Annotated in this window: 10 protein-coding genes; 1 reads left to right on the top strand and 9 read right to left on the bottom strand. The window is 66.0% G+C overall.

Translation table 11 applies throughout. The features are described from left to right. Positions 1-161: 161 nt before the first annotated feature. From ACTIFS_RS21555 to ACTIFS_RS21515, 9 genes are read right to left on the bottom strand one after another with little or no spacing between them, the layout of a single operon-like run. A complete protein-coding gene (locus tag ACTIFS_RS21555; protein ID WP_439576181.1) occupies positions 162-896 on the bottom strand; it encodes a carbonic anhydrase in 735 nt (244 codons plus the stop codon). Positions 897-898: 2 nt separating this feature from the next. Continuing rightward, positions 899-1963: a GTP 3',8-cyclase MoaA gene (gene moaA / locus ACTIFS_RS21550; RefSeq protein WP_439576180.1), complete on the bottom strand. Its 1065-nt coding sequence runs from the start codon at positions 1961-1963 to the stop codon at positions 899-901. Continuing rightward, the gene (locus ACTIFS_RS21545) at positions 1960-2268 is read right to left on the bottom strand and encodes a hypothetical protein (RefSeq protein ID WP_439576179.1); all 309 of its coding nucleotides are present in this window, start codon (positions 2266-2268) and stop codon (positions 1960-1962) included. Before ACTIFS_RS21545 ends, moaA begins: the two co-directional genes overlap by 4 nt. Before the next feature lie 10 nt (positions 2269-2278). Continuing rightward, positions 2279-3118, bottom strand: a complete 840-nt coding sequence (locus ACTIFS_RS21540; RefSeq protein ID WP_439576178.1) for a peptidylprolyl isomerase — start codon at positions 3116-3118, stop codon at positions 2279-2281. A gap of 27 nt (positions 3119-3145) precedes the next feature. Next, positions 3146-3859, bottom strand: a complete 714-nt coding sequence (narI, locus tag ACTIFS_RS21535; RefSeq protein WP_439576177.1) for a respiratory nitrate reductase subunit gamma — start codon at positions 3857-3859, stop codon at positions 3146-3148. 13 nt (positions 3860-3872) lie between these two features. Next, positions 3873-4625, bottom strand: a complete 753-nt coding sequence (narJ, locus tag ACTIFS_RS21530; RefSeq protein ID WP_439576176.1) for a nitrate reductase molybdenum cofactor assembly chaperone — start codon at positions 4623-4625, stop codon at positions 3873-3875. Continuing rightward, positions 4625-6142 (bottom strand): nitrate reductase subunit beta, encoded by a 1518-nt coding sequence (gene narH, locus ACTIFS_RS21525; protein ID WP_439576175.1) that lies wholly within the window; start codon positions 6140-6142, stop codon positions 4625-4627. Before narH ends, narJ begins: the two co-directional genes overlap by 1 nt. Before the next feature lie 14 nt (positions 6143-6156). Then, entirely contained in the window at positions 6157-9909 is a 3753-nt protein-coding gene (locus ACTIFS_RS21520; RefSeq protein ID WP_439576174.1) for a nitrate reductase subunit alpha, read from the bottom strand. 16 nt (positions 9910-9925) lie between these two features. Beyond that, on the bottom strand, positions 9926-12670 hold the full coding sequence (locus tag ACTIFS_RS21515) for a nitrate/nitrite transporter (protein ID WP_439576173.1): 2745 nt from the start codon (positions 12668-12670) through the stop codon (positions 9926-9928). A gap of 226 nt (positions 12671-12896) precedes the next feature. Between ACTIFS_RS21515 and ACTIFS_RS21510 the strand changes: the two genes are divergently transcribed. Further along, positions 12897-13604 (top strand): cyclic nucleotide-binding domain-containing protein, encoded by a 708-nt coding sequence (locus ACTIFS_RS21510; RefSeq protein ID WP_439576182.1) that lies wholly within the window; start codon positions 12897-12899, stop codon positions 13602-13604. Positions 13605-13777 lie beyond the last annotated feature (173 nt).

The following is a 13777-nucleotide window of genomic DNA, read 5'->3' as shown; positions in this document are numbered from 1 at the left end:
AAAGCCTGCTGGGGCGGCCCGTGACGACGATCACGCCGCCGAGGTGCGTCGGCTGAAGCGCGAGCTGCGGCGGAGCTGGCAGGGTTGCGCCAACGCGCCGGCTCAGGGCCGCCCCAGGCGCGCTGATGCTGCATCGTCGTCGCCATGGCGCGCGCGACGAGCTAGGTCTCTGCTGCGATCGAGCAGCCGCAGCTTCCGGCCGGTTCCACTGCGAAAGCCACCAGCGCGTGGCGGCGCACCGCACTCTGCGGCTCGGTGGGACTTTCGGCACAAGTATCGATGTTGGCGAGCGCGTCGCGGGCCTTGAGTGAGGCGACCGGCGGCTCGATCTCACGCAGCAGGCCGTCCTCTACCCCGTAGATCCACCCGTGGACGTGGAGCGGTTGCCCACGCTGCCACGCGCCCTCGACGATGGGCGTCTGCGCAACGCGCCGCATCTGCATCTGCACGTTGAGTTCGCACAGCCGATCGAGGCGCGCCCTTGGCGCAAGGGCGTCGAAGACGCTGCGGTGCTTGCGGTGGAGCATGACCAGAGGCTGCAGCCAGTGGTCGACCAGGGCCGAACGGTCGTCGCCGAGCGCCCGGGCGACGCCGCCGCAGCCGTAGTGGCCGCAGATGATGACATGGCCGACCGCCAGTGACTCCACCGCGAATTCCAGCACCGCCAGAAGGTTCATGTCGCTGGTGTGGACCATGTTGGCGATGTTGCGCTGGACGAAGACGGCGCCGGGATCGAGGCCGAGTACGTCATTGGCGGTGACGCGGCTGTCCGAGCAGCCGATCCACATGAGCTCAGGCGACTGCTGCTCGGCCATGCGGACGAAATAGGTCGGGTCGTCGCGGGTCTTGCGCTGGGCCCATGCGGCGTTCCGATCGAACAGATGGTCCAGAATCATGATCAACCTCCCGTGACGTGCATGCCGCGCCGCGTCGCCGGGCGGCTCCAGGCCTCGGTGAAGGCGTGGCCGCGAGGCTTGGCGGCGATGGCCGCATCGATCACGGCATCCAGGCTCTCCCCCGTCGGATCCAGCCGCAGCGGCGCCTTGAGATCGATGCCCGATTCGTGTCCAAGGCAGGCTTCCAGCCGCCCGGTTGCGGTGATGCGAACCCGATTGCAGGCCGAGCAGAAAGAGCAACTCGTCGCCGCGATGAAGCCGACGCGACTGCCCGTCTCCTCGATCTTCCAATAGCGAGCCGGGCCGCCGCTGCGGTACAGGCTCGGCGCCAGTGTGAAGTGACGCTCCAGCCGTTCGCGCACCTGGGCGAGCGGGATGAAGTGATCGGCGCGGCCGAACCCCGTCTCGCCAATGGGCATGACCTCGATGAAGGTGACGTCCATGTCGCGCCGGTGGCCGAACTCCACCAGGCGGTCGAACTCGTCGTCGTTGATCCCGGCGAGCGCCACGGCGTTCAGCTTGACCTGAAGGCCCGCCTCCTGCGCCGCCTCGATGCCTGCCAGCGTTTCCGCGAGCCGTCCGCGGCGGGTGATGGCGGCGAAGCGGGCGGGATCGAGTGAATCGAGGGAGATGTTGACCCGTTTCACGCCGGCACGGGCGAGCGCCGCGGCGTGATGTACCAACTGGCTGCCATTGGTGGTGAGCGTCAGTTCGTCGAGCGCGCCGGACGCCAGGTGCCGCCCGAGCTCATGCATCAGGTCGACGACGCCACGGCGCACCAGCGGCTCGCCGCCGGTGATCCTCAGCTTCCGCACCCCTCGCGCGATGAAGGCGGAGGCGAGGCGGTCTAGTTCCTCAAGGGTGAGGAGGTCGCGCTTCGGCAGGAATTCGGGGCGTTCCGACATGCAGTAGAAGCAGCGGAGGTCGCAGCGGTCGGTCACCGAGATCCGGAGATAGGTGATCGCCCGGCCAAAGGAGTCCACCAGCTGTGGGCGCTGCGTCGGAGGGAGCGGGCGGGCCATGGCCGTGCCGGATCCGGTGACGGGCGGCGAGGCGAGGGCGGTCATCTGTGATGTCCTCCGCATCCGCAGGTGCCACCGCCGCTGCAAGCCGCGGCCAGCGCCCGGCGCAGCAGGACACTGCCGGGATCGTCTGTCCGACCCATCTGCCCCATCAGCGTGGTCCATTCCTCGTCCGAGGTCGTGTCGGCATAGGTCTCGACGCATTCGGCCGCATAGGCCCCCGTGGACAACCCTGCGGCGTCGGCCTTCACCGTGACATCGGTGACGAGCGTGAGGTCATCGAGGCTCGCCAGGGCCTGTTCGGCGATGAGCGGGTCATTGAAGCGGGCGAGAAGGTCACCGAGCAGCATGGTGTCCTCCTCAATGAACGCGATGGTCGGCGGCGCCGGCCATGTCGAGTCCCTTGATGTCGGCGGCCGACACCAGACGGGCGATAAATTGGGCATGCGCCCGGTGGGCGGCGGCATCGTGCAGATAGGCGGCGATCCGGTCGTGCACCAGTTCGAAGGGCAGGTCGCGCCCCTCGATACGGCGCTCGACCCGCACGACGTGAAAGCCGAAGCGCGTCTCCACCGGCCGGCGCGACGTCTCGCCGGGCGGGAGCGCGGCGATGCCGTTCTCGAATTCCGGCACGGTGGTGCCCGGCAACAGTTGGCCGAGTGACCCGCCCTGTCCTGCCGAGGGGCATTGCGAATGCTGTCGGGCAAGCATCGCGAAGGCATCGGGATCGGCGGCGAGCCGGTCGCAGACGTTCTGGGCAGTGGCGGCTGCCGTCTGACGCGCCTCGAGGTCCTCGGGCGAGGCAGCCAGAAGGATGTGCGAGGCCTCGGTCAGGGTCGCGGACCGGAACCGCGACCGATGGTTCTCGTAGTAGCGCCGGCATTCCTCGGCGGTCGCTTCAGGAACGCCCACCTCGCGCTCGACGAGGCTGCGGATGGAGGCTTCCTCGGCGGTCTCCGTCCGTCCCTCGCCATCGCTGGCGGGGTCGCCGGCGACACCGAGCCGGCACGCCTCCTGGACGAGGAGTTCCTTGACCACCAGGGCGGTCGCCGCCGCGTGCCAGGCGTCGGCGGGCCGCTCATTGGCGTGGTTGCGAGCCTCCCTCAGGATGTCCTGGCCGCCGATGGCGACGCCGTTGACGCTGACCAGCTGGCGCGGCGGCTTGGAGATGAGGGTGCGGACGGGGGCAGGCGCGCTCATGACAAGATCCTTGTCTGGAGTGGCTGTTCACTTCGTCGCCGGGGCGACGCGCCGTCCGTCGCGGGTGCGGACGATCTGGTAGCCGCGGCGGCCGAGGTACCAGACCGGCGCCGACCAGACGTGGACGAGCCGGGTGAAGGGGAAGACAAGGAAGATCGTCAGGCCGAGGAAGATGTGCGCCTTGAAAATCGGGTGCACGTCGGCGATGGCCTGAGAGGCGCCCGGCTGCAGATAGGCGATGCCCTGGGCCCAGGTCATGAACTTCACCATTTCATGCCCGTCGAGGTGCCCGAGCGATAGCGGAATGGTGAGCAGGCCGAGGCAGAGCTGAAGGAAAAGGATCACCAGGATCGCCGTGTCCGCGAAGGACGAGGTGGCCCGGATGCGCGCATCGAACAGGCGCCGGTGCAGCAGCAGCGAGATGCCGATAAAGCAGGCGATGCCGGCAATGCCGCCCGCCACGATGGCGAGCATCTGCTTGGCGCCATGCGAGATGCCCAGCGCGTCGAAGACCTGGATCGGGGTGAGAAGGCCAACGAGGTGGCCGGCAAAGATGGCGAGGATGCCGAGGTGGAAGAGGTTCGATCCCCAGCGGAGCTGGCTCTTGCGCAGGATCTGCGAGGACGACGCCTTCCACGTGTACTGCTCGCGGTCGAAGCGGATGAGGCTTCCGGCGAGGAACACGGTCAGCGCGAAGTAGGGATACCATCCGAAGACGATGTGATTGAGCGTGGCGGCCATGGCACGGGCTCCTTCAGGCGATGGGGAGGCGGTTGTGCGTGACGACGGTGCGCACGCCTGCGGGAGCCGGGGGCTGGACGCCCTCGGCCGGGCGGTTGGCGGCGCGCAGCTTGGCGCCGAGCGCATCCTTGCCGCAGGCCGCTGTCGCGGCGCCGGGGCCGAAGGTGACCTCCTCCTCCTGCCAGACGGCATCGAGGGCCTCGAGGTCGTCCGGCTGGATGCCGTCGTCCGCGACGATGGCGGCCATGTCCTCGGCCTTCGGCTTCGCCTTCGACAAGGCGACCATGGCCCTGAACAGGCCGGCATAGGGCGAGGAGCGCTTCTCCAGCCGTTCCGCCAGCGTGATCAGGATATGCACCGTCTCGCCGAGGAAGGAGGCGGCCTCGTCGGCCGGCCTCAGCGACAGATATTCGAGGAAGGCCGGGATGTAGTCCGGCAGTTCCGAGGTGTTCAGCGCGAAGCCGGCAGCCTCGTAGAGCTGCTTCAGATCGACCATGGCCTGGCCACGGTCCCGGCTCTCGCCGTGCACATGCTCGAACAGGTGCAGCGACAGCGAGCGGGTACGGTCGAACAGGAACACGTAGCGTTCCTGCATCTCCATGATCTCGCCGCCCGTCAGATCGGCGAGCAGCGGCTCGATGAGCCGCCGCGCAGGTGCGGCGAGAAGGCCCTCGGCCTCCAGCAACTGGCGCATGGCGGGGATCGCCTCGACCATGGCCGCGCTCGGATAGGCGGCGAGCGCGGACAGAACCTTGAAGGTCTTCATCACGCGACCTCCATCGGATTCTTCGCCTTCGGTTTGCCGAAGAGGCTCGGCTTGGAATCGCCGTCGGAGCAGCCGTTGCCGAACGAGAAGCCGCAGGAACCGCGCAGCTCGTAGGCGTCCTCCGTCCATTCGCGGTGGGAGGTCGGGATGACGAAGCGGTCCTCGTAATTGGCGATTGCCATCACGTGGTACATGTCCTCGATCGCCGCCCCGGTCATGCCGACGCGCCGGGCAATGGTGTCGTCGATGACGCCGTCGATGGTCTTGGCGCGCATGTAGGCGCGCATCGCCAGCATCCGCTCTAGCCCCGTGACGATCGGCTGTTCCTTGCCGGCGGTCAGCAGGTTGGCGAGATACTTCACCGGGATGCGGAGCGACTTCACGTCCGGCATGTCGCCGTCGATGCCGATCTTGCCGGCCTCGGCCGCCGACTGGATCGGCGAGAGCGGCGGCACGTACCAGACCATCGGCATGGTGCGGTATTCGGGATGCAGCGGGAAGGCGATCTTCCACTCCATCGCCATCTTCCACACCGGCGAGCGCTTGGCCGCCTCCAGCCAGTTCTCTGGAATGCCCTGGCGGCGGGCCTCCTCGATGACCTTCGGATCGTTCGGATCCAGGAAGAGCTTCAGCTGCTCCTCGTAGAGATCCTGCTCGTTCTTGGTCGAGGCGGCCTTCTCGATGCCGTCGGCGTCATAGAGGACGACACCGAGGTAGCGGATGCGGCCCACACAGGTCTCCGAGCACACGGTGGGCTGTCCGGCCTCGATGCGCGGGTAGCAGAAGATGCACTTCTCCGACTTGCCCGAGCTCCAGTTGAAATAGATCTTCTTGTAGGGGCAGGCCGAGACGCACATGCGCCAGCCGCGGCACTTGTCCTGATCGATGAGGACGATGCCATCCTCGTCCCGCTTGTAGATGGCGCCCGAGGGGCAGGCGGCGACGCAGGTCGGGTTGAGGCAGTGTTCGCACAGCCTCGGCAGGTACATCATGAAGGTGTTTTCGAACTGGCCGTAGATGTCCTTCTGGACGCCCTCGAAGTTCTTGTCCTGTGAGCGCTTGGAGAACTCGCCGCCGAGAATCTCCTCCCAGTTCGGCCCCCACTCGATCTTCTCCATCCGCTCGCCGGTGATGAGCGAACGCGGGCGGGCCGTCGGGAAGGCCTCCAGCTCCGGCGCCTTCTGCAGGTGCTCGTAGTCGAAGGTGAAGGGCTCGTAGTAGTCGTCGATCTCCGGCAGGTCGGGGTTGGCGAAAATGTTCGCCAGCACCCGCCACTTGGAGCCGATGCGCGGCTGGATCTTGCCGGTCGACTTGCGCTTCCAGCCGCCCTTCCAGCGATCCTGGTTCTCCCAGTCCTTCGGGTAGCCGATGCCGGGTTTCGTCTCGACATTGTTGAACCAGGCGTATTCGACGCCTTCGCGGTTCGTCCAGACGTTCTTGCAGGTGACCGAACAGGTGTGACAGCCGATGCACTTGTCGAGGTTCAGCACCATCGCGATCTGAGCGCGGATCTTCATCTGAGTTCTCCTGTTCACTCGGCCGCGACGGCCGGAGCCGCGCCATGGCGTGCCTTGGCCTCGTCGAAGGGGCGTTCGAGCCAGTCGACGTTCGCCAGCTTGCGGACGATGACGAACTCGTCGCGGTTGGTGCCGATGGTGCCGTAGTAGTTGAAGCCGTAGGCGAGCTGGGCGTAGCCACCGATCATGTGGGTCGGCTTCAGCACCGCGCGGGTGACCGAGTTGTGGATCCCACCGCGGTTGCCGGTGGTCTCCGAGCCCGGCACGTTCACGATCTTCTCCTGGGCGTGGTACATGAAGACCGTGCCGTTCTTCATGCGCTGGGAGACGACGGCGCGGGCGACGAGGGCGCCGTTGCTGTTGAAGGCCTCCACCCAGTCGTTGTCGACGATGCCGGCCGCCGCCGCATCGGTCTCCGACATCCAGACGATCGGACCGCCGCGGGACAGCGTCAGCATCATCAGGTTGTCGGTATAGGTGGAGTGGATGCCCCACTTCTGGTGTGGGGTGATGAAGTTCAGCACCACCTGCTTGTTGCCGTTCGGCTTCAGGCCGATGACCGGCTTGGTCGCCTTCAGGTCGACGGGCGGGCGATAAACGCAGAGCGCCTCGCCGAAGGCCCGCATCCACAGGTGATCCTGATAGAGCTGCTGGCGCCCCGACAGGGTGCGCCAGGGGATCAGCTCGTGGACGTTGGTGTAGCCGGCGTTGTAGCAGACCTTCTCGCTTTCGAGGCCCGACCAGATCGGCGAGGAGATGATCTTGCGCGGCTGGGCGACCACGTCGCGGAAGCGGATCTTCTCATCCTCCTTGGGGATTGCGAGATGGGTGTGGTCGAGGCCGGTGAAGCCGCCGAGCGACTGCCAGGCCTTCACTGCAACCTCGCCATTGGTCTCCGGCGCCATCATCAGGATGACTTCCGTCGCATGGATGTCGGTCTCGATCTTGGCGAGGCCCATGTTGGCGCCGTCACGATGCTCGCCGTTCAGTTCCTTGAGGAGTTCCACCTCGTGCTCGGTGTTCCAGGCCATGCCCTTGCCGCCATTGCCGACCTTGGCCATGAGCGGCCCGAGTGAGGTGAAGCGGGCATAGAGGTTGGGATAGTCGCGCTCGACCACCGTAACCGTCGGCATGGTCTTGCCGGGGATCGGCTCGATCTCGCCCTTCTTCCAGTCCTTCACGTCGAAGGGCTGGGCGATCTCGCCGGGGCTGTCGTGCATGATCGGTGTCAGCACCACATCCTTCTCGACGCCGAGCACCTCGGGAGCGACCCGTGAGAAGGTCTTGGCGATGCCCTTGTAGATCTCCCAGTCCGACTTCGATTCCCACACCGGGTCCACCGCCGCGGTGAGCGGGTGAATGAAGGGATGCATGTCGGAGGTATTGAGGTCGTTCTTCTCGTACCAGGTAGCCGTCGGCAGCACGATGTCCGAGTAGACGCAGGTCGTGGACATGCGGAAGTCCAGCGTCACAAGGAGGTCGAGCTTTCCTTCCGGAGCATCGTCCCGCCACTTCACCTCCTTCGGCTTCGCACCACCGGTGCTGCCGAGGTCCTTGCCGAGCACGCCGTGGCTGGTGCCGAGCAGGTGCTTCAGGAAGTACTCGTGCCCCTTGCCGGAGGAGCCCAAGAGGTTGGAGCGCCAGACGAAGAGGTTGCGCGGCCAGTTCCTGCGGTTGTCCGGGTCTTCCCAGGCGAAGTTGAGGTCACCGGACTTCACCGCCTGCGCGACATAGTCCTTCACCTCGAGCCCGGCGGCGGCCGCCTTGCCGGCGATCTCCAGTGAGTTCTCCTGCAGGGTCGGATAGGCCGGCAGCCAGCCCATGCGGACGGCGCGGACGTTGTAGTCGATGATCGAGCCGTCCCAGTCGCCCTTCGGGGCGGTGGGGGAGAGGATTTCCTCCGGCGTGACCGTCTCGTAGCGCCACTGGTCGGTGTTCACGTAGAAGGCCGAAGTGGAGTTCTGCTGGCGCGGCGGCCGCGCCCAGTCGAGCGCGAAGGCGAGCGGCGCCCAGCCCGACTGCGGCCTGAGCTTCTCCTGGCCGACATAGTGCGACCAGCCGCCGCCCGACTGGCCGATGCAGCCGCACATGACCAGCATGTTGATCACGCCGCGGTAGTTCATGTCGGCGTGGTACCAGTGGTTCATGGCGGCACCGATGATCACCATGGAACGGCCCCTGGTCTTCTCGGCATTGCGCGCGAACTCGCGGGCGACCGTGATGATCTGGTCGCGCGGCACGCCGGTGATGTGCTCGGCCCAGGCCGGGGTGTAGGGGCCGGTCTCGTCGTAGGTCTTCGCCACGGTGTCCCCGGCGAAGCCGCGGTCGACGCCGTAGTTGGCGAGCATCAGGTCGTGCACCGTGGCGACCAGCGCTTCGCCGTCGGCGAGCGCGACGCGCTTCACCGGCACCTTGCGGGTGAGGATGGATTCATCCCTGGTCGAGGCGAAGTGCTCGTGCTCGATATTGCCGAAATAGGGGAAGGCGACGTCGGCGAGTTCCCCACCGGCGAGCGTCAGGGCGAGCTTCGTCTGGTGGCCGCCGGCGTCCTTCTCCTCGAGGTTCCACTTACCCTTCTCGCCCCAGCGGAAACCGACCGAGCCGTGCGGCACGCAGATTTCGCCGGTGGTCTCGTCAATGGCGACTGTCTTCCAGTCGGGATTGTTGGTCTCCCCAAGCCCACCCTTGAAATCCGAGGCGCGGAGCTGGCGCTCCGGCACCAGCCGGCCGTCCTGCTCGACGAGGCGGACCAGCATCGGCATGTCCGAGTACTGGCGCACGTAGTCGTGGAAGTAGGTGGCCTGCCGGTCGACGTAGAACTCCTTGAGGATGACGTGGCCCATGGCCATGGCGAGCGCCGCGTCCGTGCCCTGCTTCACCGAGATCCACAGATCGGCGAACTTCGAGGCCTCGGAATAGTCCGGGCAGATGACCACCGACTTGGCACCGCGGTAGCGGGCCTCGGTGTAGAAGTGGGCGTCCGGCGTGCGCGTCTGCGGCACGTTCGAGCCCCACAGAATGAGGAAGCCCGAATTGTACCAGTCGGCCGATTCCGGCACGTCGGTCTGCTCGCCCCAGGTCTGCGGCGAGGCGGGCGGCAGGTCGCAGTACCAGTCGTAGAAGGACATGCAGACGCCGCCGAGAAGCGACAGGTAGCGCGAGCCGGCCGCATAGGACACCATCGACATGGCCGGGATTGGCGAGAACCCGTAGATGCGATCAGGGCCGTAGGTCTTGGTGGTGTAGGCGTTGGCCGCCGCGACGATCTCGTTGGTCTCGTCCCAGCTGGAGCGGACGAAGCCGCCTTGGCCACGCTTCGAGGTGTAGCTCGCCCGCTTTTCCGGGTTCTCGACGATCGAGGCCCAGGCCGCCACCGGCGTCATGGTGGCGCGCGCCTCCCGCCACAGCTTGGCGAGGCGCGAGCGGACCATCGGATACTTCACCCGGTTCCCCGAGTAGAGGTACCAGGAATAGGAGGCGCCGCGCGAACAGCCGCGGGGCTCGTGGTTTGGCAGCTCCGGCCGCGTGCGCGGATAGTCGGTCTGCTGCGTCTCCCAGGTGACGATCCCGCCCTTGACGTAGATCTTCCAGGAGCAGGAGCCAGTGCAGTTGGCGCCGTGGGTGGAGCGGACGATCTTGTCCGACTGCCAGCGCCTCCGGTAGGCGTCCTCCCAGCTGCGGTCCTCGGTGGTGGTGATCCCGTGACCGCCGGCGAACTCGCCGGTGGTGCGGTTGAAGAAGGTCAGGCGATCGAGAAAATGCGACATGGCCGGGTCCCCGAGATCACTGGGCGGGCTGAAGAACGGGGGCGGTCTGCCGGCGCTCGACGTCGTGGAGGACGCCGCCCTTGCGCGTGTAGACCGCCCAGGTGATGGCGATGCAGGTGAGGTAGAAGGCGAAGAAGGCCCAGAGCGCGCCGTTGACCGCGCCGGTCATGGCGATGGAGGTGCCGTAGGCCTTGGGGATGAAGAACCCGCCATAGGCGCCGATGGCCGAGGAGAAGCCGATGATGGCGGCCGCTTCCATTTCCGCCTGACGGGCCCGGGTGGGCTCGTCGGCACCCGGCATCAGGCGCGCCATGTCCTTGCGCATGATCGCGGGGATCATCTGGAAGGTGGAGGCGTTGCCGACGCCGGTCAGGCAGAACAGCGCCATGAAGCTGGCGAAGAAGCCGACGAAGGCACCCGGCTGGTCCTTGATGGTGATGAAGTAGAGGACGGACAGGACGGCGAGGGCCATCCCGGCGAAGACCCAGAGGGTCACCCGGCCGCCACCCCACCGGTCGGAAATCCACCCGGTGAGCGAGCGCGACATGGCGCCGACCAGCGGGCCGAGGAAGGCGAGTTGCAGGGCGTTGACCTCGGGAAACAGCGTCTTGGTCAGCAGGGGGAACCCTGCCGAGTAACCGATGAACGAGCCGAAGGTGCCGACATAGAGCCAGCACATGATCCAGTTGTGCTTGCGCTGGAAGATGACGGCCTGCTGGGCGAAGGACGCCTTCATGCTGGCGAGGTCGTCCATGCCGAACCAGGCGGCAATCGCGGAGGCGGCGATGAAAGGCATCCAGATGTAGCCGGCATTCTGAACGAACAGCCGTTCACCGCTGCTCGCCACCTGGGCCTCACCGCCGATGGCGCCGAAGACGCCCGCAGTGATCACCAGCGGTACGACGAACTGCACCACCGAGACACCGAGGTTGCCGAGGCCCGCGTTGAGCGCCAGCGCGTTGCCCTTCTCCGCCTTCGGGAAGAAGAAGGCGATGTTGGACATCGACGAGGCGAAGTTGGCTCCGCCGAAGCCGCAGAGCAGGGCGAGCGCGAGGAAGATGACGTAGGGGGTCGACGGGTTCTGCACGGCAAGCCCGATGCCGACCGCCGGGATCATCAGCGACCAGGTGGCGAGCGTCGTCCACAGCCGCCCGCCGAAGATCGGCGGCATGAAGCCGTAGGCGATGCGCATTGTGGCACCAGACAGGGCCGGCAGCGCCGCGAGCCAGAAGAGCTGGTCGGTGGTGAACCTGAAGCCGACCGCCGGAAGCTTGGCGACGACGACCGACCAGACCATCCACACCGCGAAGGCGAGCAGCAGGTTCGGGATCGAGATCCAGAGGTTGCGGGTAGCGATCGCCTTGCCCTTGGAGGCCCAGTAGGTCGGGTCCTCGGGGGCCCAGTCCTGGATGGCGCCGGAGGCGGCCAGCGCGCCCTGCTGGGCCTTGCCGTGCACCGGTTGCATCTCGGGAAGCTCGGGCAGGGTGGCGCGGTCGACGCCCTGTTCGCGGGCCTCGCGCTCCATCGCCATGATGGCGAAGTGCATCCAGACCAGCGCGACGGCGGCGATGACGAAGAGCAGCCAGAAGCAGCTCTGCCAGATGCCCGTCAGGTCGTTGAGCATGCCGAAGACGATCGGCAGGATGAAGCCGCCGAGGCCGCCGATCAGGCCGACGATGCCGCCGACCGGCCCGACGCGGTTCGGATAATAGACCGGGATGTGCTTGTAGACCGCCGCCTTGCCGAGGCTCATGAAGAAACCGAGGACGAAGGCGATCACGATGAACGCGACGAGCCCGATCTCCATGTGGAAGGTGACGGTGCCTGTCGTGGTGCGGACCACATAGTCGGCCGGCGGATAGGACAGGAGGAAGGTGCAGATCACCGAGACCAGGAAGGTCCAGTACATCACCGTCCGCGCGCCGACCTTGTCGGAGAGGTGCCCGCCATAGGCGCGGAAGACAGAGGCCGGGACCGAGTAGGCCGCGCCCACCATGCCGGCGGCCGTGATGCTCAGCCCATAGACGCCGATGAGGTAGCGCGGAAGCCATAGGGCGAGCGCAACGAAGGCACCGAAGACGAAGAAGTAGTAAAGGGCGAACCGCCAGACCTGGACGTTCTTCAGCGGCTCCAGCAGGGCCGAGATCGGCTCGGGTTTCAGGCCCCTGGCCTTGCGCTGGGCGAGATCGGGATCGTCCTTGGTGCCGAGGAAGAAGACGACCGCCATGACAGCGAGAGCGATGGCCCAGATGATTGCCACCATCCGCCAGCCGTAGGCGATCATGATGAAGGGGGCGAGGAACTTGGTCACCGCCGCGCCGACATTGCCGGCGCCGAAGATGCCGAGCGCCGTGCCCTGCTTCTCCTTCGGGTACCACTTCGACACATAGGCGATGCCGACGGCGAAGGAGCCGCCGGCGATGCCGACGCCGAGGGCCGCCAGCAGGAAGGTCGGGTAGTCATAGGCGAAGGTGAGCAGGAACGTCGCCACCGCCGCGGACATCATAGTCAGCGAATAGACGATCCGACCTCCGTACTGGTCGGTCCAGATGCCGAGGATCAGGCGGATCAGCGAGCCCGTGAGGATCGGCGTACCGACCAGCAGGCCGAACTGCGTCTCGGTCAGCCCGAGGTCCCGCTTTATCTGCACCCCGATGATGGAGAAGATGGTCCAGACGGCGAAGCAGATGGTGAAGGCCAGGGTCGACAGCCAGAGAGCGCGGCTCTGGTCCGACCGGGACGGGGCTGACAGGATCGTCATGATGTTAGCCTTGGGTGGCGGTGGCTACGAGGCCGCGATGAGCGGCATCACCCAAGGCGAAAGCGCGTCAATCTGTATTGATTGAAATCAAGAATTCATCGTCCAGAGCGAAGGCATGCAACGTATTGACAGATGAAGTGCATTGTATTGATCAAATTCACTTACCGAATTGATTTTTGCTGATCGCGAAATTGACAATTGTCAAATTTTGATGAAGGTCATCTTGGTGGAGGTCGCTCTGTTGCGCACCGATGACATCCAGACGGTCCGATCCCTCCCGCTCTTCGCCGAGATCAGCGAATCGCATTTCGGCGCACTGATGAGAGCGGCCTTCCTGCAGCGCTTCCCGGCGCAGACCCTGCTCATCCACGAGGGCGACCAGGCTGACTTTCTCCACGTCATCGTCGAAGGCATGGTCGAGATGTTCTCCAACAGCGACGGCGAGGAGACGACCATTGGCTTCCTGGAGCCCGTCTCCACCTTCATCCTTGCGGCGGTGTTGGTGGAGAAGGTTTATCTGCAATCGGCCCGCACCCTCGGTCCGTCACGGATCCTGATGATCCCCGCCCAGGCGATCCGCGACGTCTTCGCCCGCGACCCGGCCTTCGCCGGTTCAGTCGTGCGTGAACTTGCCGAACGCTACCGGGACGTCGTGCGACAGTTGAAGAGCCAGAAGATGCGGTCCGGGCTTGAGCGCCTCGCCGCCTGGATGCTCGAGCGCGGTATCCGCCGCGGCGAGACCCTCGAGGTGCACATTCCTTTCGAGAAGGCGAAGCTCGCAAGCTTCCTCGGCATGACGCGCGAAAGCCTTTCGCGCAGTTTCGCGGCCCTAGCCGATCACGACGTTATGGTCAGGGGGCGCGTGATCACGTGCAACAGGTCCGACGCCCTCGCGCGCCTCGCGCGCACTTTGGGTTCGAGTGATAGCTCCTAGGCCGATCGTCTCCAGCCGAAAGGCGAGGAGAGTCGATTTTCTGCGCAGACCAGAGCCGGCGGCATCAGCAAGCCTAGAGACGGCAATGGTGCAGTTTGAACCGCCCCGGGTCTGCCGGAGGCTCCAACTTCCAAGTAGGATGGAGCCATGACGAGCAAGACGACGAACAAGTT

The sequence above is a fragment of the Phreatobacter sp. genome (assembly GCF_051860605.1).
Classification (GTDB): domain Bacteria; phylum Pseudomonadota; class Alphaproteobacteria; order Rhizobiales; family Phreatobacteraceae; genus Phreatobacter.
Note: the sequence above shows the minus strand (reverse complement) of the source record. Positions and strands in the feature narration are given on the sequence as shown.

Excerpts from the sequence above, each read along its gene's own strand:
- ACTIFS_RS21555 (WP_439576181.1), bottom strand. The coding sequence starts at position 896 with ATGATTCTGGACCATCTGTTCGATCGGAACGCCGCATGGGCCCAGCGC.
- moaA (WP_439576180.1), bottom strand. The coding sequence starts at position 1,963 with ATGACCGCCCTCGCCTCGCCGCCCGTCACCGGATCCGGCACGGCCATG.
- ACTIFS_RS21545 (WP_439576179.1), bottom strand. The coding sequence starts at position 2,268 with ATGCTGCTCGGTGACCTTCTCGCCCGCTTCAATGACCCGCTCATCGCC.
- ACTIFS_RS21540 (WP_439576178.1), bottom strand. The coding sequence starts at position 3,118 with ATGAGCGCGCCTGCCCCCGTCCGCACCCTCATCTCCAAGCCGCCGCGC.
- narI (WP_439576177.1), bottom strand. The coding sequence starts at position 3,859 with ATGGCCGCCACGCTCAATCACATCGTCTTCGGATGGTATCCCTACTTC.
- narJ (WP_439576176.1), bottom strand. The coding sequence starts at position 4,625 with ATGAAGACCTTCAAGGTTCTGTCCGCGCTCGCCGCCTATCCGAGCGCG.
- narH (WP_439576175.1), bottom strand. The coding sequence starts at position 6,142 with ATGAAGATCCGCGCTCAGATCGCGATGGTGCTGAACCTCGACAAGTGC.
- ACTIFS_RS21520 (WP_439576174.1), bottom strand. The coding sequence starts at position 9,909 with ATGTCGCATTTTCTCGATCGCCTGACCTTCTTCAACCGCACCACCGGC.
- ACTIFS_RS21515 (WP_439576173.1), bottom strand. The coding sequence starts at position 12,670 with ATGACGATCCTGTCAGCCCCGTCCCGGTCGGACCAGAGCCGCGCTCTC.